At 69.1% G+C, this 23,916-nt stretch carries 21 protein-coding genes, 1 tRNA gene and 1 other RNA gene; 17 read left to right on the forward strand and 6 right to left on the reverse strand.

Annotated elements, in window-relative coordinates:
• Positions 1 to 92 precede the first annotated feature (92 nt).
• Positions 93 to 1,883, reverse strand: coding sequence for a gamma-glutamyltransferase family protein (locus WG212_RS12310; RefSeq protein ID WP_337187392.1), 1,791 nt, complete (start codon positions 1,881 to 1,883; stop codon positions 93 to 95).
• A gap of 92 nt (positions 1,884 to 1,975) precedes the next feature.
• Between WG212_RS12310 and WG212_RS12315 the strand changes: the two genes are divergently transcribed.
• From WG212_RS12315 to WG212_RS12325, 3 genes are all read left to right on the forward strand, one after another.
• Positions 1,976 to 2,998 carry a P1 family peptidase gene (locus tag WG212_RS12315; protein ID WP_337187393.1) on the forward strand — a complete coding sequence of 341 codons (1,023 nt, stop codon included), beginning with the start codon at positions 1,976 to 1,978 and terminating at the stop codon, positions 2,996 to 2,998.
• A gap of 48 nt (positions 2,999 to 3,046) precedes the next feature.
• Entirely contained in the window at positions 3,047 to 4,324 is a 1,278-nt protein-coding gene (locus WG212_RS12320) for a hypothetical protein (RefSeq protein WP_337187394.1), read from the forward strand.
• Between the two features lie 93 nt (positions 4,325 to 4,417).
• Positions 4,418 to 4,494: transfer RNA gene (locus WG212_RS12325), tRNA-Arg, on the forward strand.
• Between the two features lie 71 nt (positions 4,495 to 4,565).
• Here WG212_RS12325 and WG212_RS12330 read toward each other — a convergent pair.
• Positions 4,566 to 4,796 carry a hypothetical protein gene (locus WG212_RS12330; RefSeq protein ID WP_337187395.1) on the reverse strand — a complete coding sequence of 77 codons (231 nt, stop codon included), beginning with the start codon at positions 4,794 to 4,796 and terminating at the stop codon, positions 4,566 to 4,568.
• Between the two features lie 721 nt (positions 4,797 to 5,517).
• Between WG212_RS12330 and WG212_RS12335 the strand changes: the two genes are divergently transcribed.
• The 4 genes from WG212_RS12335 to ffs all read left to right on the forward strand — a co-directional run bounded on the left by WG212_RS12335 (position 5,518) and on the right by ffs (position 11,135).
• The gene (locus WG212_RS12335) at positions 5,518 to 6,549 is read left to right on the forward strand and encodes a helix-turn-helix domain-containing protein (protein WP_337187396.1); all 1,032 of its coding nucleotides are present in this window, start codon (positions 5,518 to 5,520) and stop codon (positions 6,547 to 6,549) included.
• A 107-nt stretch (positions 6,550 to 6,656) separates the two neighbouring features.
• Positions 6,657 to 8,972 (forward strand): TonB-dependent receptor, encoded by a 2,316-nt coding sequence (locus WG212_RS12340; RefSeq protein ID WP_337187397.1) that lies wholly within the window; start codon positions 6,657 to 6,659, stop codon positions 8,970 to 8,972.
• Between the two features lie 442 nt (positions 8,973 to 9,414).
• The gene (locus WG212_RS12345; protein WP_337187398.1) at positions 9,415 to 10,911 is read left to right on the forward strand and encodes a carboxylesterase family protein; all 1,497 of its coding nucleotides are present in this window, start codon (positions 9,415 to 9,417) and stop codon (positions 10,909 to 10,911) included.
• Positions 10,912 to 11,036: 125 nt separating this feature from the next.
• Positions 11,037 to 11,135: signal recognition particle sRNA small type (gene ffs / locus WG212_RS12350), an RNA gene on the forward strand.
• Between the two features lie 92 nt (positions 11,136 to 11,227).
• Here ffs and WG212_RS12355 read toward each other — a convergent pair.
• The gene (locus WG212_RS12355) at positions 11,228 to 11,746 is read right to left on the reverse strand and encodes an FxDxF family PEP-CTERM protein (protein WP_337187399.1); all 519 of its coding nucleotides are present in this window, start codon (positions 11,744 to 11,746) and stop codon (positions 11,228 to 11,230) included.
• Positions 11,747 to 11,980: 234 nt separating this feature from the next.
• Here WG212_RS12355 and WG212_RS12360 point away from each other — a divergent pair, with 234 nt between their 5' ends.
• The 5 genes from WG212_RS12360 to def all read left to right on the forward strand — a co-directional run bounded on the left by WG212_RS12360 (position 11,981) and on the right by def (position 16,820).
• On the forward strand, positions 11,981 to 13,795 hold the full coding sequence (locus WG212_RS12360; protein WP_337187400.1) for a DNA polymerase III subunit gamma/tau: 1,815 nt from the start codon (positions 11,981 to 11,983) through the stop codon (positions 13,793 to 13,795).
• A 214-nt stretch (positions 13,796 to 14,009) separates the two neighbouring features.
• Positions 14,010 to 14,336: a YbaB/EbfC family nucleoid-associated protein gene (locus tag WG212_RS12365; RefSeq protein ID WP_337187401.1), complete on the forward strand. Its 327-nt coding sequence runs from the start codon at positions 14,010 to 14,012 to the stop codon at positions 14,334 to 14,336.
• A 2-nt stretch (positions 14,337 to 14,338) separates the two neighbouring features.
• Positions 14,339 to 14,941: a recombination mediator RecR gene (gene recR / locus WG212_RS12370; protein ID WP_337187402.1), complete on the forward strand. Its 603-nt coding sequence runs from the start codon at positions 14,339 to 14,341 to the stop codon at positions 14,939 to 14,941.
• A 54-nt stretch (positions 14,942 to 14,995) separates the two neighbouring features.
• Positions 14,996 to 16,234 carry a DNA recombination protein RmuC gene (locus WG212_RS12375; protein WP_337187403.1) on the forward strand — a complete coding sequence of 413 codons (1,239 nt, stop codon included), beginning with the start codon at positions 14,996 to 14,998 and terminating at the stop codon, positions 16,232 to 16,234.
• Positions 16,235 to 16,313: 79 nt separating this feature from the next.
• Complete coding sequence (gene def / locus WG212_RS12380) at positions 16,314 to 16,820, forward strand: peptide deformylase (protein ID WP_337187404.1); 507 nt, start codon at positions 16,314 to 16,316, stop codon at positions 16,818 to 16,820.
• 58 nt (positions 16,821 to 16,878) lie between these two features.
• On the opposite strand, the gene WG212_RS12385 is transcribed toward def, so the two are convergent.
• Positions 16,879 to 17,187 carry a hypothetical protein gene (locus WG212_RS12385; protein WP_337187405.1) on the reverse strand — a complete coding sequence of 103 codons (309 nt, stop codon included), beginning with the start codon at positions 17,185 to 17,187 and terminating at the stop codon, positions 16,879 to 16,881.
• An 88-nt stretch (positions 17,188 to 17,275) separates the two neighbouring features.
• On the opposite strand from WG212_RS12385, the gene fmt reads away from it, so the two are divergent.
• From fmt to WG212_RS12405, 4 genes are read left to right on the forward strand one after another with little or no spacing between them, the layout of a single operon-like run.
• On the forward strand, positions 17,276 to 18,214 hold the full coding sequence (fmt, locus tag WG212_RS12390; RefSeq protein ID WP_337187406.1) for a methionyl-tRNA formyltransferase: 939 nt from the start codon (positions 17,276 to 17,278) through the stop codon (positions 18,212 to 18,214).
• Complete coding sequence (truA, locus tag WG212_RS12395) at positions 18,214 to 18,951, forward strand: tRNA pseudouridine(38-40) synthase TruA (RefSeq protein ID WP_337187407.1); 738 nt, start codon at positions 18,214 to 18,216, stop codon at positions 18,949 to 18,951. The genes fmt and truA overlap by 1 nt, the downstream gene beginning before the upstream one ends.
• A 41-nt stretch (positions 18,952 to 18,992) precedes the next feature.
• Entirely contained in the window at positions 18,993 to 20,018 is a 1,026-nt protein-coding gene (locus WG212_RS12400; protein WP_337187408.1) for a serine hydrolase, read from the forward strand.
• 46 nt (positions 20,019 to 20,064) lie between these two features.
• Positions 20,065 to 20,898 (forward strand): TIGR00266 family protein, encoded by an 834-nt coding sequence (locus WG212_RS12405; RefSeq protein ID WP_337187409.1) that lies wholly within the window; start codon positions 20,065 to 20,067, stop codon positions 20,896 to 20,898.
• 18 nt (positions 20,899 to 20,916) lie between these two features.
• On the opposite strand, the gene WG212_RS12410 is transcribed toward WG212_RS12405, so the two are convergent.
• A complete protein-coding gene (locus WG212_RS12410; RefSeq protein ID WP_337187410.1) occupies positions 20,917 to 22,053 on the reverse strand; it encodes a collagen-binding domain-containing protein in 1,137 nt (378 codons plus the stop codon).
• A gap of 142 nt (positions 22,054 to 22,195) precedes the next feature.
• Positions 22,196 to 23,338, reverse strand: a complete 1,143-nt coding sequence (gene dapE, locus WG212_RS12415; protein WP_337187411.1) for a succinyl-diaminopimelate desuccinylase — start codon at positions 23,336 to 23,338, stop codon at positions 22,196 to 22,198.
• A gap of 42 nt (positions 23,339 to 23,380) precedes the next feature.
• Between dapE and WG212_RS12420 the strand changes: the two genes are divergently transcribed.
• On the forward strand, positions 23,381 to 23,839 hold the full coding sequence (locus WG212_RS12420; protein WP_337187412.1) for a cupin domain-containing protein: 459 nt from the start codon (positions 23,381 to 23,383) through the stop codon (positions 23,837 to 23,839).
• The last annotated feature ends 77 nt before the right edge of the window (positions 23,840 to 23,916 follow it).

Below are 23,916 nucleotides of genomic sequence, written 5' to 3' on the forward strand. Positions count from 1 at the left end.
AAACGCCAGAACCCGCGATTGGTCCGAAAGTTTGTCCGGCCGCATATCGCGGAGGTCGCCCCCTCCGCGTCCGCCCGATCTCTCCGCCGGCGTCAGGGCGCCCGCGCCACGCCCTCCCGGCGGGGGTCGGCGCCGCCGCGGAGGCCCTGCGGCGTGGCCTCGACGCCGTGCAGGCCGGAGCCCTCGGCGCCGAACCCCGGGCTGAGCTTCACGCCTCGCGCCTCAAGCCCGGTCCGGATCTCGGGCGAGAACTTCTCGACCTCGGCGGCGTAGAAGCTGCCGCCGGCGATGAGGTTCGGCAGATCGATCGCCTGCTGCACCGGCATCTTCCAGTCCAGCACGCCCACCAGGGTCTTCAGATTGTAGGCCAGGATCGCCGGGCCGCCAGGGGACCCCACCGCCGCGACCAATCGCCCCTCGCGGTCCAGTACGATGGCCGGCGCCATCGAAGAGCGCGGCCGCTTGCCCGGCCCGACCGCATTGGCCGCCGGGGCGCCGTCGCGATCGGTGGGCGAGAACGAGAAGTCGGTGAGCTGGTTGTTGAGGAAGAAGCCGCCCACCATCCGGCCCGAACCGAAGGTGCTCTCGACGGTGGTGGTCATCGAGACGGCGTTGCCCCAGCGGTCGACGATCGAGAAGTGGGTCGTGCCGGACACCTCCCGGGTTCGATCCTGCGCATAGGCCGGCGCGCCCTTGGGCTGACCGAAGGTGACGCTGGCCGCGGCCGTCGGTCCGATCAGCTTCGCCCGCGCGTCCAGGTAGGCCGGGTCCAGCAGGCCTTCGACCGGCACGGTCACGAAGTCGGGGTCGGCGATGTAGCGGTCGCGATCGGCGTACATCAGCCGGCTGGCCTGGCTGAACAGGTACCAGCCCTCGGCGGTGTCGGGATGCTTCGCGATCTCGGTGCGCTCCAGAAGGCCCAGGCCCTCCAGCACCGCGGGGCCGCCCGAGGGGGCCGGCGGCGTGCAGACGACGTAGACGCGGTAGGGGCGGCAAAGCGCCGGCCCGGCCTTGGCCCTGTAGGCCGCGAGGTCGGCAAGGCTGAGGGCGCCCGGGTTCGGGCCCTCGCGCACCTTGGCGACGATGGCGGCGGCGATGGGGCCGGCCAGCAGCGCCTGGGGGCCCTGGGCGGCGATCGCCCGCACCGTCTCGGCATAGGCCGGATTGCGCACCGCGTCGCCGGCCTGGATCTTCGTCCCGTCGGGCTTGGTGAAATAGGCGACGGCGTCGGGCGCGGCGGCCTGGGGCGCGCGGCCGGACGCCGCGGCGGCCATGCGGCGTGGAGCGGGAAAGCCCTGGTCGGCCAGCCGCTCGGCTTCGCCGAACAGGTCCTTCCAGGCCAGCCGGCCGTGGTCGGCATGAGCCATGTGCAGCATGGCGACGGCGCCCGGAACGCCCGTCGACCGGCCCGACAGCATGGCGTCGGCCCGGCCCAGCGGCTTGCCGTCGGCGCCGTAGAACAGTTCGGGCGTGGCGGCGGCCGGCGCCGTCTCGCGGCCGTCGTAGGCGCTGACCGCCTTCGCTTGCGCGTCGTAGTAGGCAAGGAACGCGCCGCCGCCCAGGCCCGAGCTCTGCGGCTCCACCAGGCCCAGGACGGCCTGCACCGCCACCGCGGCGTCAACCGCCGTTCCGCCGGCGCGCAGCACCTTCAGCCCGGCCTCCACGGCCAGCGGATTGGCCGCCGAGACCATCCCCTCGCCGACGTTCGCCTGGGCCGCAGTTGTCTGGCCCGCAGTTGTCTGGCCCACGGTCGTTGGGGACGTATCCCCCGAGGCCGCCGGCTGCGGCGTGGCGCAGGCGGACAGGAAAGCGGCAGCGGCCAGGGCCAGGGCGAGGGCGGGCAGGGCGGCGGCGGGCAGGGCGAGCGGAAACAGGCGCTTCACGGGGCGGACGGACTCCGGTTGGGCGATGGCGGGGCCACCATAGCGGCCGGCGCGCGTGGACAACAAACGCCTGGCTGTGCGACCTCCTGCCTATGGATGGAATTCCCCCCGGTCCAGGCCCCAGGAACCTGATCACCGATGTCCCGGGCCTAAGCATTGGGCAGGCCGAGGACATCGGCGCCCGAACCGGCGTCACCGTGATCCTGCCCGACGACCGCGCCGTGTGCGCCGCCGACGTGCGCGGCGGGGCGCCCGGCACGCGCGAGACCGACGCGCTGGCCCCCGAGAACCTGGTGGACGCGGTGGACGCCGTGGTGCTGTCGGGCGGCTCGGTCTACGGCCTCGCGGCCGCCGACGGCGTGGTGGCCTGGCTGGGCGCGCGGGGGCGAGGCTATGGCCTGATCGCCGGGGTGCCGAAATCGCCCGTCGTGCCCGGCGCGATCCTGTTCGACATGGCCAATGGCGGCGACAAGGGCTGGGGCGAGGACCCGCCCTATCGCGCCCTGGGCCGGGCCGCCGCCGCCGCCGCGGGTCCGGACTTCGCCCTGGGCACGGCCGGCGCGGGCTATGGCGCCCTGGCGGGCGGCCTGAAGGGCGGGCTGGGCTCGGCGTCGGCCATGACCGCCGACGGCTACACGGTGGGCGCGATCGTGGCCGTGAACAGTTGGGGTTCGGTGACGGCGCCTGGCGGCCGCACGTTCTGGGCCGCGCCCTACGAACTGGGGGCCGAATTCGGCGGGCTGGGTTCCGCCGGCCTGCGCGCCGCACCCGACGAATGGGGCCTCGCCAAGCGCCCCGCCGATACGCGCAACACCACCATCGCCTGCGTCGCTGTCGACGCGGTCCTCACCCCGGCCCAGGCCAAGCGGCTGGCGGTCATGGCCCAGGACGGGTTCGCCCGGGCGATCCGGCCGGTCCATGCGCCGTTCGACGGCGACGTGGTCTTCGCGCTCTCCACGGGCCACCGGCCCCTCGCCGATCCCGCCGACTACACCCTCGCGCGACTGGGGGCCCTGGCGGCGGATACGCTGGCCCGCGCCATCGCGCGCGGCGTCTTTGAAGCCGACCCCTGGCCCGGCGCGTATGTCTCCTGCTGGCGGCATCTTCCGGCGTGACCGAGCCGCTGGTAGATTCGCCGAATAGGGTTCGTTCAGGAGATTAGCATGCGTCCGGGTCGCAAGGCCGCGCTGGCCGCCGGTGTCGCCGCCGCGGCGTCCACCATCACCGTGGGCGCCACCGCCCAGCAACAGCAGAAGGTCACCGGGCCCGTCGCGGTCTACTGGATGAGCGCCCAGACCCAGACGGGCTTCGGCATGCCCGGCATGGGTGGCGGCGGCGCGCCCGACATGGGCGCCATGATGCGGGCGATGATGGGCGGCGGCGGCGCGTCCAAGTCGCTCCAGCTCCAGCTCGGCTCCAGCCAGACCAACGCGGCGCCGGCCGCCGACCACCTGCCGCCTGCGGGCCTCCAGGCGGGCCAGCGCCTGCCCCTGCTGTCGCCCAAGCCGACCCAGGTCGTCCACGACGAAGGCCCGGGCGACATCCCGGACGAATACCGCAAGCCCCGTGGCCGGATGCTGATCTTCTGGGGCTGCGGCGAGCGCGCCCGGCCCGGCCAGCCCTACGTCATCGACTTCGCCCGCATGGCCTCGGGCCAGCAGAATCCCGCCAACCTGTTCCGCGGCATCGACTACCGGCCCATGCAGCCGCCGTCCGTCCGCCGCAACCGCAGCTACGGCGAATGGCCCAACGAGAAGACCCGCGACCTCGTGCCGGCGAACGGCTCGCTGGTGGGCGCCCACACGATCCGCGGCAACTACAGCCCCGAGATCAACTTCACGCTGGAGGAGGACCAGGACTTCCTGGCGCCGCTCAACCTCGCCACCAACGCCCGCGCGCCGGGCGGCTGGGTGAACCTGGGCTGGAACCTGGTGCCCAACGCCCAGGCCTACTATGCCTCGGCCATCGGCGGCGGCGACGGCGAGACCGTGGTGATGTGGACCTCGTCCGAGACCCAGGCCGCGGCCTTCGCCAACCCCGACTTCCTGGCCCAGGGCGACATCACCCGGCTGGTCGCCAGCAAGGCCCTGATGGGCCCGGCCCAGCGCACCTGCGCGGTGCCCAAGGAGGTGATCGACGCCGCACCGTCCGCCATGCTCCAGCTCGTGGCCTACGGCGGCGAGGCGAACTTCGTGTACCCGCCCCGGCCTTCGGATCCCAAGGTGACCTGGAACCAGCAGTGGCAGGTCAAGGTCCGCTACCGTTCGGCCACCGGCGGCCTGCTCGGCCAGGAGATGCCCCAGATGGGCGGCGGCGGCCGTCGCGCCGGCTCCGCCCCGCCCCAGCAGCCCGGTCGTCCGCAACAGCCGCCCAAGGCCCCCAGCGCCGCCGACATCCTGCGCGGCGGCATCCTCGGCGGCGGGCTGCCCTTCCCGCGCTGAACCGCCACGGGTTGCGGGAAAAATCCTCGGGACGGGGTCTTGCGCTCCGTCCCGCCCGCGACTAGGTTCCGCGCCCTCGCCGAGAGGCAGTGCGCGCCCGTAGCTCAGCTGGATAGAGCATCAGACTACGAATCTGAGGGTCGGACGTTCGAATCGTTCCGGGCGCGCCATTTTCTCCAGAAAAATCAGCGTATCGGGTGATGTCTTCGCCCCGTCTCAAAATGCTCGTTGAAACGAGATTTTAGGGGCGCGCCGCGCCAAGCCCTAGATCGGGGGCCGCTCGTGCGGAGTTGTCCGCCTGGATGGCGCAACGCCCCGAGACGACGCTGGTCGGCCGGGTCGTCTGATATTCGGTCTTGGTCCGGCCATAGGTCGCATCGCCCCAGATGGTGACGTTCTCGCTGACGTCGACGGCGAGTCGGACGTAGGCCTTCTCGCGGTCCCACGAACCAGCACATCGCCTGAAACTCATACTGGCCCAGCGCTCCTCGATCAGTGCCCATGGTGACGCCGGGCGCGCTCGCCTGTACGGCGACGTCGAAGCCGCCGTGCGACGGCCTCACCTCGAACGGGCTGTGGCCGTCGCGAACACAGGCCATGCGCCTCGTCGTGGAGGCTGTTGACGATGCTCAGGGTGAGCAGAAGTCGCTGTGCGACCGCGATTTCGATCGCTCCATGACTCCGAAGCGGAATGAGCGAGGATTCGAGAAGCGTCTCGTCGTCGAAGCCTGCTGCGACGACGCCCTGCGAACACCGCGCAAGCCAGTCTGCCGATGTCCGAAACGGACGGTCCCAGTCTGATGCCGCGTCACCGATGTCCACGCCCTGTCGACCTCTCTGATTTGAGCACCATAGGGAGGCAAGTTCGCCACCCGTAGTGACCGGGGCCCGCAGGAGGCTTTGAGCGATAGTAAAGACGTATGGAATGCGGCGTAATACCTGACACTAAAATCTATATATCAAATGATACGGAATTGACCCGATGCATTCGAAGGTAGATAGCTTTAGTTTTATGCAGTTGTATTGTGGAGTTCCTATCCTGATGGTGAACCCACTCGGGCTGTATGGGTCAGCCTACCCCTTAAAACGGCGCCATGCAGGCAGTCCTACTTGGACCTGAGTTGACGTCCCTTGACGGCTCCAGCGCCAGTCTGTCCTCTAGGCTGTCTGGTTGTGGCGAAGTTGACGGGTCCATGGCTTACCGGAGTATCCCAGTGTCTTGGGCGAAGCGGCACGCCATCGGGGCGCTGGAACGCGGAGTCTCGCTCGACCACGTGTTTGAACGTGCGCTGATCGCGCCACGGTTTGGCGACGACCGAGACCACATATCGTTGCTTCAACTCATATTGCTGGACGCGGTGCTGGTCCTGGAAACGGCTGACGGCGCCCACGGCATCATGCGACATCGTCACCCTCCGGAAATCGGCCCACTTGGCTTTCGAATCCTATTCGGTAGCGCCAACCTCGGCGACGGCCTTCTCGCCATGGCCAAGCTATATGAGATTTCATCCCCCTCGATCCGCTTGCACCTCTCGACCGAGGGTGATCAAGCATTCCTGGCTATCCAGGCGGAGGATGAACGGGGCGAGCATACCCTCGAAGCTGAAATACAACTGGCTTATCTTTATCTTGGGCTGACGTCGTTCCTAGGTCGACCGTTTCCGGTTTCCTGGGTTGCGACCAAAGACTCCCAGCATTTCAACATAGGCGCCCCTCATTATTTAATGAGAGGGCCCGTGAAGCCGCACAATTGCACTGGCTTCGCCTTCCCAAAGGCCCTGCTGGCCTGGCGCCCCCCCGACGCGGAGATAGATGAGTTTGCGCTGCGTCCACTTCGCTGCGCCATCAGCCTTATCGAGCCTTCACCGGATCAGCGTTCGCGCAGCGTCAGCAATCAAGACCTTCGAGTAGGCAACCTGGCGGCCAGTCACATGATGGCGCCGTCGACCTACAGGCGAATGATCGCGAGCACGGGCCCGGGCTTCCGACGGTTTCGGGAGCAGGCGCTGCTTGAGGCAACGCTAGACCTCCTCGGAACCACGTCCTGGGGGATGGAAGCCATTGCCGCCAATCTTGGGTACTCGGACGCCGGAAGCCTGAGGCGGTTCGTGAAGCGCGCAACTGGCCGCACTCCAAGCGAGCTTCGGCATGACCTTGGGATGGCGGTTCCGCCTGCCAGGCTCCACGCGCGCTTAAGGGAAATCCTCACGCTCATTCCCAAGTGAGCGTAAGTGTCCTGGCTTTCCGCCAGTTTGGCGATCATTCGGCACTGCCTCCCTGACCTCTGAACCCCCATGGTCCTTGAAACGACCAACAAAATAAGGGGGGAAAGATGGGGGCCGCTTCGAACGCCTGCCACATCCGCAAAAGAGCATTGCTGACCGCGGCGGCGGCCGGCGCCCTGGGGTTCTCGACGAATGCGGGCGCCCAGCAAGCAGCCGCTGTTGACCGATTCAGCCCTTCGGCCACGGCCACGGAGATCGGGGAGATCGTGGTGACGGCGAACCGCCGGGCGGAGTCGGTGCAGGACGTGCCGCTCGCAATCACCGCGGTGACGGGCGAAACAGCCCGGGAGCAAGGGATCACCGACTACGAGAGCCTCGTTCGGACGGTCCCCGGCGTGATCGCGACGGGAGAGGCCGGCTTCGACAAACTGACGATGCGAGGCATTCAAACATCGCAGACCACCAGCGGCAACGGCTCGCAGAAGTCGGTCTCAATCTACGTCGATGACCTGCCTGTCACGACCTTCTCGGTGGTCACCGCCGACGTCACTCCCTTCGATATCGAACGGATCGAGGTGCTTAGGGGGCCGCAAGGGACGCTGTTCGGCTCAGGTTCGCTGGCCGGCGCCGTCCGCTACATCACCAACAAGCCCGACTCGGGCGGATACGACGCCGCTCTGTCCCTCGAGGGCGCTGTCAGCCGGAACAAATCCTACCGCCGCCGTCTCAACGGCATGCTCAACCTTCCGCTGGCCGAAGACAGGCTCGCGGCCCGTGCGGCGGGCTACTACAGGAACGACGACGGTTACGTCGAAAATGTCGGAACGGGTCAGAAGAACTCCAATACCCACGAGGCTTGGGGAGTTCGTGGCGCCCTCCTGTGGCGGCCGACCGATAGTTTCTCCGCGACCTTGGCGGGAAGCTACAACCGCGCGGTCGCGGGAGATGGGGCGCTCTACGATCCGGCGCTTGGTGTGAACAAGTCCAAGTCCGACGTGCCGTTTGAGTCGACCATCGACCTGAAGACCCTCAACCTCACCGTCGACGCCGACCTCGGTTTCGCGGATCTGACGTCGTCGTCGACCGTGGCGCAATCGCCCAACGACTGGACCCTCGCCCTGCCCGCCATCGTGCCGGGCATCCCCTACCACATCCGATCCGTGGCTGAGACCAAGACGGTCACCCAGGAGGTGCGCCTCGTCTCGAAGCCCTCGGAACGCCTAGACTGGGTCCTAGGCGCCTTCTACCTGCGCCAGGACACGGACGATCAAACCGTCCTGTACTTCTCGACGCCTTTCGTCAGCGCACTGAACATCACGGGTCTGCCCACGAACCTCGCGCCGGGGTCGGCGGATTCCAACGATGTGGGCAAACGAGAGAACAGGGAACTCGCCGCCTTCGGGGAAGCAAACTACCAGCTCACGCAGCACCTGAAGGTGACGGTCGGAGCCCGGGTCACCAATCAGAAGTACACCGCGATCACCACGGGCGGATTTACGGCTCCGACGTCCTTCCTCGCCATCTTCACCGGCGGCAACAGGGACATTCCTCTCGTGCCCAGGCCGACGGGGGCCTTTACGACGGGCCATGTGGTCAAGGTCACGCCGAAGTTTTCCGTCACCTACCAACCCAACGGCGATCAGACCTACTACCTGACAGCGGCCAAGGGATTCCGCCGCGGACAACCAAACGGCTTGGAATCCCTCAACGGCGGTCGAAGCGTGGTGGATCCGACCGATCCGGCGATCGTCCCGCCGTTCGCAGTGGGTGATGAACTGTGGAACTACGAAGCGGGCATGAAGGCGCTTTGGTTCGACAATCGGCTGAAGACGAACCTGGCGTTCTACTATGTCGACTGGCGAAACATGCAGGTTCCCCTTATCCGAACCTCCGACCAGCACCCCTACGCTGGCAACATCGGTCGCGCGCGGTCGATAGGCGTCGAAGGCGAACTTGAAGCCCGGCCCACCAAGAATCTCGATCTTGGCCTGAACTTCACCTTCCAGGACGCCAAGATCACATCGATCACGGACCAGGAGGCGCTGATCTCGGGCGCGGAGCTGGGTTCAAAACTGTCCTCGCCTGCGAGAGCGCTCAGTGGGTACGCGAAGTACACCTGGTCTCTGGCGGAATCGGACCTCTATCTCCGGCTGGACGCACAGTACGTCGGCGCCTATCCGAACGCCTTTCCCAATACGGCAGGCACACGGCGACTGAGCCCGACATTCGCAAGCATTCCAGCCTACGCCAAGGCCGACCTCAGCGCGGGATGGACGAAGGATCGCTTCGGAGCGGTGTTCTATGTCGAGAATCTCTTCGACACCGACGATGTGATCTTCATCAACCCGGCGAACTTTACCGCCAACCGGTACAAGACGCTGCGGCCTCGGACAGTCGGCGTGCGGCTAAGCTGGGAGCACTAGCGGAGCGGTCGCGGTCATTGCCGTTGGACGGCGATAGCCGTCGCCCGCTGCCTGGCTGAGCTCGGCGAGGAGTCCTTCCCAAGGAAAACCAGGCGGCCTTGGCGCGTGGATTTCATGGCCGCCGCTTCTTCATCCGCCGCTTTCTCAGCAACACCGGTCAGCGCCGAGCACAAGGTCGACAAGTTCAGTTCGGCGCCACGACCCAAAACAATTGGCCAGACATCTGAAGCCCCTCTCGCCAACTGACCCACTTTCTCGTTCGTACTCGAAACATAAACTGGAGGGTTATGTGCCCAGTTCGCAAGGTGACCATTCCGAAATCGATCGTCGCGCGGTTGTTCAGGGCGCGGCGGCGGTCGCAGCCGCCGCCGCCGGAGCTGCATCCGCGCAGTCGGCGGGCCCTCCATCCAGCGAGCCGCCGCCCCTGGGGGTGAGCCTCTACATGACCAAGGAACCCATGTTTCCGATTGTGGAGACGACGTGGGGCAAGATCCAGGGCATCCGCAACGGCAAGATCCGCATGTTCAAGGGCGTGCCCTACGGCGCATCGACCGGGGGCCGAAACCGGTTCATGCCACCCCAGGCGCCCCAGCCTTGGGCCGGCGTCAGAGAGTGCATCGGCTACGGCCAAGCGTCGCCGCAGTCTCCGATCGATCTGACCTTCGAGTACGGCCAGATGATCTATTGGGACAGGTGCGTGGGCCCTGGCGGCATGGGCGAGGACTGCCTGAACCTCAATGTCTGGACACCTGGGGTGGGCGACGGCGCGAAACGGGCGGTCCTGGTCTGCTTCCACGGAGGCGGTTGGACCGCAGGGTCGGGGAACGTCCCCGGCTACGATGGCGCCATGCTGGCCTTGCATGGCGACGTTGTCGTCGTGTCCGTCAATCATCGCCTGGCGACCTTCGGCTATGCCCACCTTGCGGATCTCGGCGCGCCGCCGGAGTTCGCAAGCGCCGGCGCGTGCGGCGTCATGGACATGGTCGCGTCATTGACCTGGGTTAGGGACAACATCGAGCGGTTCGGCGGAGACCCCAACCGGGTCATGATCTTCGGGCAATCCGGAGGCGGCGCCAAAGTCTCGACCCTGATGGCCACCCCGTCCGCCGCCGGCCTGTTTCATCGCGCGGCCGTGCAGTCGGGCGCGTTGCTGCGGCACCGCACTCGCGAACAGGGGACTGTCGAGACAGACAAGGTGCTGAAGGCTTTGGGTTTGTCAGCCAGGAACATCGGCGACATCCAAAGCCGACCTTGGCAAGACCTGCTCCAAGCACAGGCCGCGACGACAGCCGATTTCAGCCCAGTTCTGGATGGCGTTGTGCTGCCGCAACATCCTTTCGATCCGAGCGCCCCCTCGGCGACCGCGAACGTGCCGATGATCATTTCGACGACCCTGCACGATGCAAGTCTGCTTCTCGACAACTTCGACCTGACTGAAGCGGGGCTGACGGCGATGTTTCGAGAGCGATGGGGTTCTCGCGGCGGCGAGATTCTCGCGGCCTATCGCAAGGAGCGCCCAAACGACTCGCCGTTCCTGATCCAGGCGCTTGCCTTTACCGACGCGGCCCGGGGGAGTGCGATGCGCCAGGCGGAGCGGAAGGCCGCCCTCAAGGCGGCGCCGGCCTATGTCTATGTCTGGGATTGGGCTACCGACGCCTTCGACGGGCGATATGGCGCGACGCACGGCCTCGACGTCGAAACCTCCCTTCACATGTATCGCTCGCCGTCGAGCGGATCCGGTAAGGCGCAGGGTCGCCTGATGGCCGACCGCCTGGCCGCCACCTGGGTGGCCTTCGCCAAGACCGGCAACCCGGCCAATCCGCTCATTCCAGAATGGCCCGCCTACGACGCCAGGCGGCGCGCAACCATGGTCTTCGACACCAACATGCGGGTCGTCGATGACTATCGCGGCGACTACGTCCGGCGCCTTGGCGGGTAGGCGTGATGTCTCCCGACGGTTCGCCGCGCCGGGCTATGGCATGATGGCGCCTGCCCGCTTCGGCGTCCGGCGCCGGCGCGCCATCGCCCCTTGCTCCAGCGGCCCTGATCCGCCATATGCCGCCGCGGAGATCGGCGGCGGACGAACGCCCCGCCAACCTGGTCAGGGCCGGAAGGCAGCAGCCACAACGGGTCACGGCTCGGGTCGTTGTCCGGTCTCCACCGTTTCTCCGCCATGGGGAATGCAGAACGCCCCGGCCGATGGCCGGGGCGTTTGCGTTCGGGGCGTTTGCGTTCGGGAACCGTCTCGCGGCCGTTCAGGCCACGATGTTCCGTCGCGAACGGATCGCCGCGCCGGCGCCGCCGAAGCCCAGGATCATCAGAGCCCAGGCCGCCGGCTCGGGCACCGCGGCCACCGGCATGAAAGTGATAACGCCGCTGTACGAGGCGTTGCCGCCGCCGAGCCCGCTGAGGATGAGCTGCTGGCCCGCCCCCACCGTGATCGTCACGCCGTTGAGGAAACGGAATTCGTTCCAGCCGGCGGCCCCGCTCTCGAATTCCTCGCCGTTGAAGGCCACGCTGGTCCAGGTGATGTTCTGCGACCCGCCGCTCATGGTGGAGGTGATGACGAAGTCGCCGCGGCCCGTCGGCATGGCGAAGTCGAAGACGTCGGTGAAATTCGCGTCGGTGATGCCGGTGTTGCCGAACGTTATGGTGAAGCCCCCGTCGTCGCCGACAGGGCCGTAGTTGATATAGGTCGCGGCCTGGACAGCCGACGCCGAGATCCCCGCCGCGAGCGCGAAGGCTGCGGCGACAGGGGCGAGAACACGTTTCATATCGAGACTCCGATGACCCAATCCGCACCCCACATGCGCGCTTCTTTCTTTTGAGTCTAGTAACTATGAAACATATAATGACGAAACAAGCGTGACGGGCTTTCGCCCATGCGGACGCAGCGCGAGGCCGGTCGGGACCACACACCTTCGCCTTTCCCGCGACCGTTCCTCCTCGACGCGGGAAGTTTCAACTTTGGCGTGGCATCGACGCCCCGGGTTCCCCTAAATGCCGTCATGGGCGACGACTTCGACCACGACGATTCCGGCTTGCCGGAGCGCGACCCGGACGCGCCCGACATGTTCGGCGGGGCGCCGCCTCCGCCATCTCCGGCGACGGAAGGGTCGGCGGCCTACACCGTCATCGCGCGCAAGTACCGGCCCCGCACCTTCGACGACCTCTATGGCCAGGAGGCCATGGTGCGGACGCTGCGCAACGCCTTCGCCACCGGCCGGATCGCGCACGCCTTCATGCTCACCGGGGTCCGGGGCGTGGGCAAGACCACCACCGCGCGCCTGCTGGCCCGCGCGCTGAACTACGAGACCGACACCGTCCACGAGCCGTCCCTGGACCTCCGGGAGGAGGGTCGCCACTGCCGCGCCATCATCGAAGGCCGGCACATGGACGTGCTGGAGCTGGACGCCGCCAGCCGCACCGGGGTGAACGACATCCGCGAGCTGACCGACAGCGTGCGCTATGCGCCCGTGGAGGCGCGGTACAAGGTCTACATCATCGACGAGGTCCACATGCTGTCGACGGGGGCGTTCAACGCCCTCCTGAAGACGCTGGAGGAGCCCCCGCCGCACGCCAAGTTCATCTTCGCCACCACCGAGATCCGCAAGGTGCCGGTGACCATCCTCTCGCGCACCCAGCGGTTCGACCTGCGCCGGGTCGAACCCGAGGTGCTGGTGAAGAACCTGGAGATGATCTGCGAGACCGAGGGCGCCCGCGTCGAGGCCGAGGGCCTGATGCTGATCGCCCGCGCCGCCGAGGGCAGCGTGCGCGACGGCCAGTCGATGCTGGACCAGGCCATCGTCCAGGCCGACCCCGGCCAGACGGTCACCGCCGCCGAGATCCGCGACATGCTGGGCCTTGCCGACCGAGCGCAGACCATCACCCTGTTCGAACAGGCCATGCGCGGCGAGGCGGGCGCGGCGGTCGAGACCTTCCGCCAGCTCTACGGCTATGGCGCGGGCCCCGACCAGGTGATGCTGGACCTGCTGGACCACATCCACGCCGCCTCGGTGGCCAAGGCCGTTGGGCCGCAGGCGCTGGTGCTGCCCAAGGAGCAGGCGATGCGGCTGGCGGCCGTGGGCGCGGCGCTGTCGGCGGGGACGCTTTCGCGCATGTGGCAGCTCACGCTGAAGGCCTACGAGGAGGTGCGGCGCGCGCCGGATGCGGCCGCCGCCGTGGACATGGCCCTGATCCGCCTGGCCTATGCCGCCGACCTGCCGGGCCCCGAGGAGGCGCTGAAGGCGTTGAGGGCCGGCGATCCGGTGAGCGGCGGCGGGCCAGGCGCGACCGGGGGCGCGACCGGCGGCGCCCCGCCGGGCGGGCCCGTGGCGCGGCAGGGGGGCGCCGCGACCAGCGCGGTCGCGCGCCAGATGATGCCGGCCATGGGCGTCGAGCCCGCGGCGACCCTCCGGAGTTTCGAGGACATGCTGGCCCTGATCGACCGGCGCCGCGACATCGGGTTGAAGCTGGACGTCGAACGGTTCATCCGGCCGATCAGCTTCCGCCCCGGCGCCATCGAGTACGAGCCCGCGCCGGGCGCTCCGGCCGACCTGGCCCAGCGGCTGGTGAGCCGGCTGAAGGAGTGGACCGGCGAGCGGTGGCTGCTGTCCACCCAGGGCGGCGGCGGCGCCGAGAGCCTGTGGGAGAAGCAGAAGCGCGAGGAACGCGAGGTGCGCGCCGAGGTCGAGGCGCATCCCTTTGTCCAGAGCGTGATGGCGGCCTTCCCGGGGACCGAGATCGTGGGCGTGCGCCAGGTCCTGCAACCCGAACCGTCCGCCGAAGCGCCCCCTCCGGAGGACGACGGCGACGAGGACTGAGGCGGCGGAGCGATTTGTCGAACCCCGAGAGACACGAAAGGACACGAAAGGGTGGGCCGAGCTCCGAGCCTCCGCGCGCGCGGAGGCTCCGTCATGCAAAGCGCGGTTCTTCAAAACTTGAGAGGCGCCGCTTCGCGGCCTGTCAGGACACTGCCCCTTTCGTGTTTTTCGTGGTTCCCGAAGAATTGCGCCTTCGGCGCATGAGGAGTGAGTGATGAAGGATCTCGGATCGATCATGAAGCAGGCCCAGGCCATGCAGCAGCGCATGGTCGAGGCCCAGGAACGGATCGCCGCGATCGAGGTCGAGGGCACGTCCGGCGGCGGCATGGTGAAGGTGACCCTGCGCGGCTCGGGGGAACTGGCCCGCGTCGATATCGACGAGGGCCTGATGGCGCCCGGCGAGGGCGAGGTCGTCGCCGACCTGATCGTCGCCGCCCACGCCGACGCCAAGCGCCGCCTGGACGAGAAGCAGGCCGAGGTGATGCGCGAAGCCGCCGGGCCGCTGGCGGGCATGAACATCCCGGGCATGCCGAAGTTCTGACCTTGGCATCCTCCGCCGGACCCGAGATCGAGCGGCTGATCGGCCTGCTCGCCAGACTGCCCGGGCTGGGGCCGCGATCGGCCCGGCGGGCGGCCCTGACCCTGCTCAAGCGGCGCGAGCAGCTTCTCCTGCCGCTGGCCGATGCGCTGGGCGAAGCGGCGGCGCGGGTGAAGACCTGCACGACCTGCGGCAGCCTGGACACCACCGATCCCTGTGCGATCTGCGCCGACGGGGCGCGGGACGCCTCGCTCATCTGCGTGGTGGAGGAAGTCGGCGCGCTATGGGCCATGGAACGGGGCGGCGCCTTCCGCGGCCGCTACCACGTCCTGGGCGGCCTCCTCTCGGCGCTGGACGGCGTGGGGCCGGACGCCTTGCGCGTGGGGCCGCTGGTGGGCCGGGCCTCCGAGGTCGGGGTGCGCGAGGTGATCCTGGCCCTTCCCGCCACCGTCGACGGCCAGACCACCGCCCACTACCTGGCCGACCGGCTGGCGGGCACCGACGTGAGCGTGACCCTGCTGGCGCGCGGGGTGCCGGTGGGCGGCGAACTGGACTGGCTGGACGACGGCACCATCGCCCAGGCCCTGCGGGCCCGGCGGCCGGCCTGACGGACCCCGCGCGGGCGGCTGGTCCCGACTCACCCGGCGCGCTAAGAACGCAGCATGAACGGACTTCTCCTGCTGGCCCTCGCCTGCGTGGTGATCGCCGCCCTCGCCCTGGGCTGGGCGTTCCGTGAACGCGCCGCCGCCTCGCGCGAACGCGCCCGCGCCGCCGAAGCCGAGCTTCGCCTGCGCCTGCTGAGCGAGCAGGGCGACACCCTGCGCGCGCAACTTTCCCAGTCGGCGGCGAGCATGGCCGAGGAGATCCTGCGCCGGAACGAGGAGACCGTGCGCAGCCGCGAACAACTCGCCCAGGCCCGCCTGGAGGCGCAGCTCAAGCCGGTGGCCGACACCCTGCAGAAGTTCCAGGCGCAGGTCGCCGCCGTGGAGAAGGCGCGCGCCGAGGACTCGGGCGGGCTGAAGCAGCAGATCGCCCAGCTCATGGCCGCCTCCACGGCGACCCAGGACGAAGCGCGCAAGCTGTCGGCGGCGCTGCGCCGGGGCGCCGGCGTTCAGGGCCGCTGGGGCGAGCAGACCCTGCGCAACGTGCTGGAGGCGGCGGGGCTCTCGGCCCGCTACGACTTCGACGAGCAGACCTCGACCGACACCGAGGAGGGCCGACGGCGGCCGGACGTGACCGTGCGCCTGCCTGGCGGCGGGGTCTTCGTCATCGACGCCAAGTGCTCGCTGAACGCCTTCCTCGAGTTGCAGGACGCCACCGAGGATTTCGCGCGCGACGCCGCGGGCCTGCGGCACGTCCAGAGCGTCAAGGCCCACATCCAGGGCCTGTCGACCAAGGCCTATTGGGACCAGTTCGACGCCTCGCCCGACTTCGTGGCCATGTTCGTGCCCCTGGACTCGGCGCTCGCGGCGGCGCTGGACCGCGCGCCCGACCTGATGACCGAGGCGATGGACCGGCGCGTGGTGATCGTCACGCCCACGACGCTGTTCGCCCTCTGCAAGGCGGTGGCCTACGGCTGGCGGGTCGAGGAGCAGGCGGCCAACGCCCAGCGCATCGCCGACCTGGGCAAGGAACTCTACAAGCGCATCGCGGTGATGGGCGCCCACGCCGGCGCGGTGGGCAAGTCGCTGGAGGCGGCGGTCGGCCGCTACAACCAGTTCGTGGGCTCGCTGGAGACCCAGGTGCTCACCCAGGCGCGCCGCTTCGAGGAGCTGAAGGTCGACCACCAGGGCAAGGAGGTGGTCGAGCTTTCGCCAGTCGAGACCGCCGTGCGTCCCCTGGCCAAGCTCTCGGCCGACGAGCCCGTCCCGCCGGTGCGGCTGGCCGCCGGCGGAGAGTAGGAAGCCCGTCCGGCGACATGGCGTCGCCGGGCCAGTCTCCGACCTTGACGCTCGGGAATAGCGCCCTTACCTGCCGGACATGGCTCTGCGCGAGATCATCACCGTCCCGAATCCGCTTCTGAAGCAGGTTTCCGCGCCCGTCGAACGGGTGGATGACGACCTGCGGTCGCTGATGGATGACATGCTGGAGACGATGTACGACGCGCCCGGCATCGGCCTGGCCGCCATCCAGATCGGCGTGGCGAAGCGGGTGATTGTCATGGACCTGGCGCGCGAGGGCGAGGAGAAGCAGCCGCGGTTCTTCGTGAACCCCGAGATCCTGTGGGCGTCGGACGACACCGCGCCCTACGAGGAGGGCTGCCTCTCGGTGCCCGAGTTCTATGACGAGGTCGAACGTCCGGCGCGCGTGAAGCTGCGCTACCTGAACTACCAGGGCGAGACGGTCGAGGAAGACGCCGAGGGACTGTACGCCGTGTGCATCCAGCACGAGATGGATCATCTGAACGGCGTGCTGTTCATCGACCATCTGTCGCGGCTGAAGCGCGAGCAGGCGGTGAAGAAGGTCAAGAAGGCCCGGGCGGCGTAGCCCTCCCCCGCTCTGAACATGAACAAGGGGGAGAGGGCCCGCTCAGACCAGGCGCTGTCTAGTGCTTGACGTCGGCGACCACTTCCTTCGCCTTGGCCTCGGCCTTGGCGGCGCCTTCCTTCGCGGTGGCGACGGCGTCACTCGCGGCGTCCTTGGCCGCGGCGCCCGCGCCACTGGCCGCGTCCTTGATTTCCGTGCCCGCGTCGGCGGCGGCGTCCTTGATATCCGCACCCACGGCCTTGGCGTCGTCGGCGGCCTGTTCGGCGGCGGCGTTGACGTCGGCGGCGGTATCCTGGCGCTCGGCCTGGGTGCAGGCGGCAAGCATGAGTACGGCGCCCGCGGTCGCGAGCAAGGCGGTGATCTTCATGAGTAAGGCTCCCTTCGACTCTTTCGCCATAACGGCCACGCTTGACGGGAAGTTCCCTTGATCCGGATCGGCCGCTAAGACGCGCGGCATGCGACTGGCTTTCCTCGGCACACCCGACTTCGCCGTACAGGCGCTCGCCGCCATCGTGGCGGCCGACCATGACGTGGCGTGCGTCTATTCGCAACCGCCGGCGCCGCGGGGCCGAGGCCACGAGCTCCGCCCCTCGCCGGTCCACGCCTTCGCAGAGGCCCGCGGCATCCCCGTCCGCACGCCCGCCTCCATGCGCGACCCCGAGGCGATCGCCGCCTTTCGCGCCCTCGACCTCGACGCCGCGGTCGTCGTGGCCTTCGGCCAGATCCTGCCGGCCGAGGTGCTGGAGGGGCCGCGCCTGGGCTCGTACAACGTGCACGCCTCGCTGCTGCCGCGCTGGCGGGGGGCCGCGCCGATCCAGCGGGCGATCATGGCCGGCGACCCGGTCACGGGCGTCCAGGTCATGCGGATGACCGAAGGCCTGGACGAAGGTCCCGTGCTGGCGACCGCCACGGTGCGGATCGGCCCGCTGGACACGGCCGGCGACCTGCACGACCGGCTGGCCGTGGCCGGCGCCGACCTGATCGTCCGCGCCCTGGCCGACATCGAGGCCGGTGTCGCCGTGGCCCGGCCGCAGGCCACGGACGGCGTCACCTACGCCCGCAAGATCGGCCCCGGGATCGCGCGCCTGGACTGGGCGAAGGACGGCCGCGCCCTGGACCACAAGATCCGCGGCCTGTCGCCGTTTCCGGGCGCCTGGTTCGAACTGCCGACCGCGAAGGGGCCGGCGCGGGTGAAGGCGCTCCTCTCGCGGTTCGAGGCGGTGGACGGGGACGCCGGCGCCCCGCCGGGCGTGACGCTGGACGACCGGCTCCTGGTGGCCGCCGGCGACGGCGCCGTGAGGCTCCTGCGCGTACAGCGCGAAGGCAGGGGGCCACAGGACGCCGAAACCTTCCTGCGCGGGCAGCCCGTGCCGGCCGGGACGAGGCTTGGCTGATGCCCCGCTACCGCCTCCTCGTCGAGTACGACGGCCGCCCCTACCACGGGTTCCAGGCCCAGGCCGGGCTGCCCTCGGTGCAGGGCGCGCTGGAACGGGCCATCCAGGCCTTCTGTGGCGAGACCCTGCGGGTCCACGCGGCGGGGCGCACCGACACCGGCGTCCACGCCACGGGACAGGTCATCCACATCGACCTCGCCAGGGACTGGCCCGCCGAGACGGTGCGCAACGCATTGAACGCGCATCTGGTCCCCGAACCCATCGCGGTGATCGAGGCGCAGGTCGTGGCGGACGACTGGCACAGCCGCTTCTCGGCCACAGGGCGACGCTACCGCTACCGCATCCTCAACCGCATGGCGCCGCCGGCGCTGGACCAGGGGCGCGTCTGGCACGTCAAGAAGCCATTGGACGCGACGGCCATGCACGCCGCGGCCCGGGCGCTGGTGGGCCACCACGACTTCACCACCTTCCGCGACCTGGCCTGCCAGGCGAAGTCGCCGATGAAGACCCTGGACGTGGCCGACGTGCGCCGCGAGGGCGACGAGGTCCTGCTGGTGTTCGCCAGCCGTTCGTTCCTGCACCGGCAGGTGCGTTCGATGGCCGGCACCCTGGCCGAGGTGGGCGTGGGCCGCTGGACGGCGGCCGACGTGCAGGCCGCGCTGGAGGCCAGGGACCGCCGCGCCTGTGGCCCCGTGGCGCCGGCCGAGGGGCTGTACCTGACCGGCGTGACCTACTGAGGACGTTGCGCCGGAGCCGGAGAGGCCCTTAGCTTGGCCGCATGAGCCTGCCGCCCCTGCCCGTCCAGCCTGCCGACGTCCCATGGCCCACCCGCGCCTGGCCCGTGGGCGAACTGCCCGGGGCGCTGGACCGGGCGCGGTTCGACGCCCTCACGGCCGAGGCGTTCGACGCCCCCGTCGGGCGGCTCGGGAAGACCCACGCCCTGTTGCTGGTCCAGGGCGGGCGGGTGGTCTTCGAACGCTACGGCGAAGGCTTCGGCCCCGACGACACCCAGCCGTCGTGGTCCAAGGCCAAGAGCATCACCCACGCCCTGGTCGGCCTGCTGGTCGGCGACGGGCGGCTGGACATCCACGCGCCGGCGGCGGTTCCCGAGTGGCGGGGCGGGGGCGACCCGCGCGCAGCGATCACGCTCGACCACCTCCTCCGGATGTCCAGCGGCCTGAAGTTCGTGGAGGACTATGCGCCCGGCCACGTCTCGGACGTGATCGAGATGCTGTTCAACGCCGGCAAGGGCGACGTCGCCGCCTACGCCGCCGGCCAGCCGCCGATCCATCCGCCCGGGTCGTTCTGGAGCTATGCCAGCGGGACCACCAACATCGTCGCCCGGCTGGCCGGGGCGGCGGCGGACGGAAACATCGCCGGCTTCATGCAGGCGCGCCTCTTCGGACCGCTGGGAATGACGAGCCCGGTCCCCAAGTTCGACGCCGCCGGGACGTTCATCGGCTCGTCCTACTGCTTCTGCACGCCGCGCGACTTCGCCCGCTTCGGACTGCTCTACCTGCGCGACGGCGTGTGGGAAGGCCGCCGCCTGCTGCCCGAGGGCTGGGTCGACTATGCGCGCACGCCGACGCCGCAGCCGCCCGGGACGGCCGAGGGCGCGTACGGCGCGCACTGGTGGCTGGGCGTGGGCGGGCCGGGCTCGTTCTCGGCCAACGGCTATGCCGGCCAGTACACGATCCTGGCGCCCGACCTGGACCTGATCCTCGTCCGCAACGGCGACACGCCGCTGGAGAACAAGGACGCGTTGAAGGCCTGGGCCGGCGAGGTGGTCGACGCCTTCCGCTGAGGCGCGGGCGGCCCTATGAGGCGGCCAGACCCCAACGGAGCCCCACATGTCGCAAGGTCCCTGGACCCACCACCACCGCAGCGCCGGCGTCGCCGACGACATCGATTTCGAGATCAAGGGCCAGGAACTCCAGTTCCTCGAGATCGAGCTGGATCCGGGAGAGAGCGCGGTGGCCGAGGCCGGGGCCTTCGTCTGGAAGGACGCCAGCGTCCAGATGACCACCGTCTTCGGCGACGGCTCGGCCGGCGACGCCGGCTTCATGGGCAAGCTGCTGGGCGCCGGCAAGCGGCTGGTCACCGGCGAGAGCCTGTTCACCACCGTCTTCACACATCAGGGCGGCGGCAAGGCCAAGGTGGCCTTCGGTTCGCCCACGCCGGGCTCGATCCTGCCGATCAAGCTGGATCAGGTGGGCGGGACGCTCATCTGCCAGAAGGACAGCTTCCTGGCCGCCGCCAAGGGCGTGTCGATCGGGGTCCACTTCCAGCAGCGCATCATGACCGGCCTGTTCGGCGGCGAAGGCTTCATCATGCAGAAGCTGGAGGGCGACGGCTGGGTGTTCGTCCAGATGGGCGGCGCCCTGGTCGAGCGTGAACTGAAGGCCGGCGAATCCCTGCACGTCGACACCGGCTGCGTGGCGGCCTTCACGGCCGGCGTCGACTTCGACCTGGTGAAGGCGGGCGGGGTCAAGAGCATGCTGTTCGGCGGCGAGGGCCTGTTCTTCGCACGCCTCACCGGCCCCGGGACGGTATGGATCCAGTCGCTGCCCTTCTCGCGCCTGGCCGGCCGCATGCTGGCGGCGGCCGGAAGCTATGGCGGTCAGAACCGGGGCGAGGGCTCGGTGCTGGGGGGTCTGGGCGACCTGATCGGCGGGAACCGGTAGGCTGGCGGCCGGCGCCGGTCAGGCGAAGGCCGCGCGCCGGCGTCGGACCAGGGCGCCTACGGCGCCGAAGCCCATGATCATCATGGCCCAGGTCGCCGGTTCGGGGACCGCGGTGGTCAGGAAGTCCGGCCCCTTGAAGGCGCCCAGGTGGACCTGTGCGCCCTGATTGAACGCCGCGGCGACCAGCGAACCTTCGATACGGCCCGTGTTGGTGACCGTGGCGTAGGGGGCCAGGACCGAGCCGTGCATCATCCGGTCGATGCTGAGACTGGTGGCGTCGACGAAGTTCCAGATGATCCAGGGATTGAGCGCGGCGTTGTAGCCGCCCACCGCATTCATCATCCAGGTCGCGCTGGTCCCGCGCACGTTGATGATGATCGGCATCGGCGAACCGAAGACGTTGAAGTTCAGCTCGTTCGACGACAGCAGGCTGGCGTCGATGTCGAAGAGGGCGAAGCCCGCGCCGCTGTCCACCACGTTGAAGATCGGACCCTGCCCGCCCATCGTGATCGAGCTGAGGTTGTCGTCCAGGGTGATGACGCTGAGCGCCGCGGAAAGCGCCTTCAGGTCGATCTCGAGCCTGTTCGTCTCGGCCGTCAGCGTGTCGGTGAGCCCTTGGGTGAAGGTCGACCCGAGATTGGTCTGCACCGTCGCGCCGTTGCCGTTCAGGTAGCCGGACTGGGCCCCGCCCGCCTGGATGCTGGATCCGGTCGAGCCGTTGGTGTTGGCGATCGTACCGCCCACCTGCACCGTGGCGTTCTGGGCGTTGAGGTTCATGGTGGAGACCGAGCCGCCGATCGTGGCGCCGGCCGGGCCGATCGCGCCGTCACCGCCGTTCGAGCCCGCGTTGATGTGAAGGTTGCTCACCGTGGCGTCGCCGCCGACGGTCAGCGTGACCCGATCCGACGGCGTCAGGCCCTGCTGGGTGTTGCCTGTTCCGAAGATGCCGTTGTTCCCGGTGAGCTTGCCGCCCACGTAGACCTTGCCCTCGATGCTGTGGTTGGCGTCCATGTCGCCGAGCACGATGATGTTCAGCTCGCGCATGGCCTGCAGGCCGTCGGCCGGGACGCCCGCCGCCTGGGCCGAGCCCGCCGCGCACACGAGGGGCGCGCACACGAGGGCCGCCCCCACCATCGCCGCCAGCTTGAAACGCATTCGCCTGCCCCGTCGCATCCACTCACCCGCCCCCGGGCGAGCTTGGCTATAGCGGCATCCCGTCCGCGTCACGCAATGGATTCCCCTGAGCCGGGTGTTCGCCTCGCGCTTCAGTGGAGACGGCGGCGCAGGATGCGGCGGCTCAGCCGAAATACCGGGCGATGATGCGCGAATAGACGCGCTGGAGGGTGCGGATCTCCTCCACCGGCGCGCGCTCGTCCACCTGGTGCATGGTCTTGCCCACCAGGCCCACCTCGATCACCGGGCACAGCGCCCGGATGAAGCGCGCGTCCGAGGTGCCGCCCGAGGTGGAGAGTTCGGGCGCATGGCCCGTGACGTCGGCCACGGCCTGGGCCACCAGATCGGTGAACCCGCCGCGCTCGGTCAGGAAGGCCTCGCCGCTGATCTGAGAAGTGACCGTGACTTTGCCCGGGAAACCGGCCGCGGCGCGCCAGGCCTCCAGGTCGAACCAGTCGGCGAGTTGACGGCCCGTATGGTTGGGGTTGAAGCGGATGTTGAGCCGGGCCCGCGCCACGGCGGGGATCACGTTCGTCGCCGTATTCGGCATCTCGATCAGGGTGACTTCCAGGTTCGAGGGCTGGAACTCGGGATAGCCGTCGTCCAGCTTGCGGTCCTGCAGCGCCGTCAGCATCCTGATCAGCGGCCGGGCCGGGTTGGCGGCGCGATGCGGATAGGCCACGTGGCCCTGGACGCCCTCCACCACGATCTCGGCGTTGATCGAGCCGCGGCGGCCCACCTTGACCATGTCGCCGAAGGTCTCGGCCGAGGTGGGCTCGCCCACGATGCAGTGGTCGATGGCCTCGCCCTCGGCCTTCAGGGCCTCGACGACCTTCACGGTGCCGTCGGTGGCCACGCCCTCCTCGTCGCCGGTGATGAGGAACGAGAGCGAACCGGTCACCTGGCCCGACGCGATGGCCTCGGCGGCGGCGGCGGCGAAGGCGGCGATGGCGCTCTTCATGTCGACGGCGCCGCGCCCGATCAGCACCCCGTCGGCGACCTCGGCGGCGAAGGCGTCCCTGGTCCAGGCGGCGGCGTCGCCCACGGGAACCACGTCGGTGTGGCCGGCGAAGCAGAGATTGGGCGAAGCCGTTCCGTAGCGGGCGTAGAGGTTCTCGATCTCGCCGAACCGCATCCGCCGGCAGGCGAAGCCCAACCGGGCCAGGGTCTGCTCCACCACGTCCATCGCCCCGGCGTCGGCGGGGGTGACGGAGGGACGGCGGATCAGGTCGCGGGTGAGTTCGACGGCGTCTATGGCGGCAGGCATGCCGTCGATCTACCTAGCAATGAGAGGACAAGCGAGGGGATCATGGCCAAGATCGACATCGGCGCCCTGGAGGTCCGCTCGGGTTGCAGCTATCCGCATCCGTTCAGGGACATCTGCCTCGGCCCTACCTGGCGCAAGCTTGGAGACGCCACGGGCCTCGCCGATTTCGGCGTGAACCTTGTCCGCCTGCCGCCCGGCAAGTGGTCCAGCCAGCGGCATTGGCACACCGCCGAGGACGAGTTCGTCTGGGTCCTGGAGGGCGAGGTCGTCCTGGTCGAGAACGACGGCGACCACATTCTGCGCGCGGGCGACTGCGCCGGCTGGAAAGCCGGCGAGGCCAACGGCCACCACCTCCAGAACCGCTCGGGCCGCGACGCCGTCTACCTCGAAGTGGGCTCGCGCCGGCCGGACATCGACGAATGCGACTATCCCGACATCGACATGGTCGCCGGCCCCGACGGCTACCGGCGCCGCGACGGGACGCCGTATCCGGAGGACTGAGGGAAGCGCCGGCCCGTCTCCCGCGGCTGCCTGCGCCGCAGGCCTGAAGAGAGAACCGCGGAAAACGCGGAAGAGCG

The organism is Phenylobacterium sp., from assembly GCF_037189685.1.
Lineage (GTDB): Bacteria > Pseudomonadota > Alphaproteobacteria > Caulobacterales > Caulobacteraceae > Phenylobacterium.

Excerpts from the sequence above, each read along its gene's own strand:
- WG212_RS12315 (WP_337187393.1), top strand. The coding sequence starts at position 1,976 with ATGGATGGAATTCCCCCCGGTCCAGGCCCCAGGAACCTGATCACCGAT.
- WG212_RS12320 (WP_337187394.1), top strand. The coding sequence starts at position 3,047 with ATGCGTCCGGGTCGCAAGGCCGCGCTGGCCGCCGGTGTCGCCGCCGCG.
- WG212_RS12330 (WP_337187395.1), bottom strand. The coding sequence starts at position 4,796 with ATGAGTTTCAGGCGATGTGCTGGTTCGTGGGACCGCGAGAAGGCCTAC.
- WG212_RS12335 (WP_337187396.1), top strand. The coding sequence starts at position 5,518 with ATGGCTTACCGGAGTATCCCAGTGTCTTGGGCGAAGCGGCACGCCATC.
- WG212_RS12340 (WP_337187397.1), top strand. The coding sequence starts at position 6,657 with ATGGGGGCCGCTTCGAACGCCTGCCACATCCGCAAAAGAGCATTGCTG.
- WG212_RS12345 (WP_337187398.1), top strand. The coding sequence starts at position 9,415 with ATGACCAAGGAACCCATGTTTCCGATTGTGGAGACGACGTGGGGCAAG.
- WG212_RS12355 (WP_337187399.1), bottom strand. The coding sequence starts at position 11,746 with ATGAAACGTGTTCTCGCCCCTGTCGCCGCAGCCTTCGCGCTCGCGGCG.
- WG212_RS12360 (WP_337187400.1), top strand. The coding sequence starts at position 11,981 with ATGGGCGACGACTTCGACCACGACGATTCCGGCTTGCCGGAGCGCGAC.
- WG212_RS12365 (WP_337187401.1), top strand. The coding sequence starts at position 14,010 with ATGAAGGATCTCGGATCGATCATGAAGCAGGCCCAGGCCATGCAGCAG.
- WG212_RS12375 (WP_337187403.1), top strand. The coding sequence starts at position 14,996 with ATGAACGGACTTCTCCTGCTGGCCCTCGCCTGCGTGGTGATCGCCGCC.
- def (WP_337187404.1), top strand. The coding sequence starts at position 16,314 with ATGGCTCTGCGCGAGATCATCACCGTCCCGAATCCGCTTCTGAAGCAG.
- WG212_RS12385 (WP_337187405.1), bottom strand. The coding sequence starts at position 17,187 with ATGAAGATCACCGCCTTGCTCGCGACCGCGGGCGCCGTACTCATGCTT.
- fmt (WP_337187406.1), top strand. The coding sequence starts at position 17,276 with ATGCGACTGGCTTTCCTCGGCACACCCGACTTCGCCGTACAGGCGCTC.
- truA (WP_337187407.1), top strand. The coding sequence starts at position 18,214 with ATGCCCCGCTACCGCCTCCTCGTCGAGTACGACGGCCGCCCCTACCAC.
- WG212_RS12400 (WP_337187408.1), top strand. The coding sequence starts at position 18,993 with ATGAGCCTGCCGCCCCTGCCCGTCCAGCCTGCCGACGTCCCATGGCCC.
- WG212_RS12405 (WP_337187409.1), top strand. The coding sequence starts at position 20,065 with ATGTCGCAAGGTCCCTGGACCCACCACCACCGCAGCGCCGGCGTCGCC.
- WG212_RS12410 (WP_337187410.1), bottom strand. The coding sequence starts at position 22,053 with ATGCGTTTCAAGCTGGCGGCGATGGTGGGGGCGGCCCTCGTGTGCGCG.
- dapE (WP_337187411.1), bottom strand. The coding sequence starts at position 23,338 with ATGCCTGCCGCCATAGACGCCGTCGAACTCACCCGCGACCTGATCCGC.
- WG212_RS12420 (WP_337187412.1), top strand. The coding sequence starts at position 23,381 with ATGGCCAAGATCGACATCGGCGCCCTGGAGGTCCGCTCGGGTTGCAGC.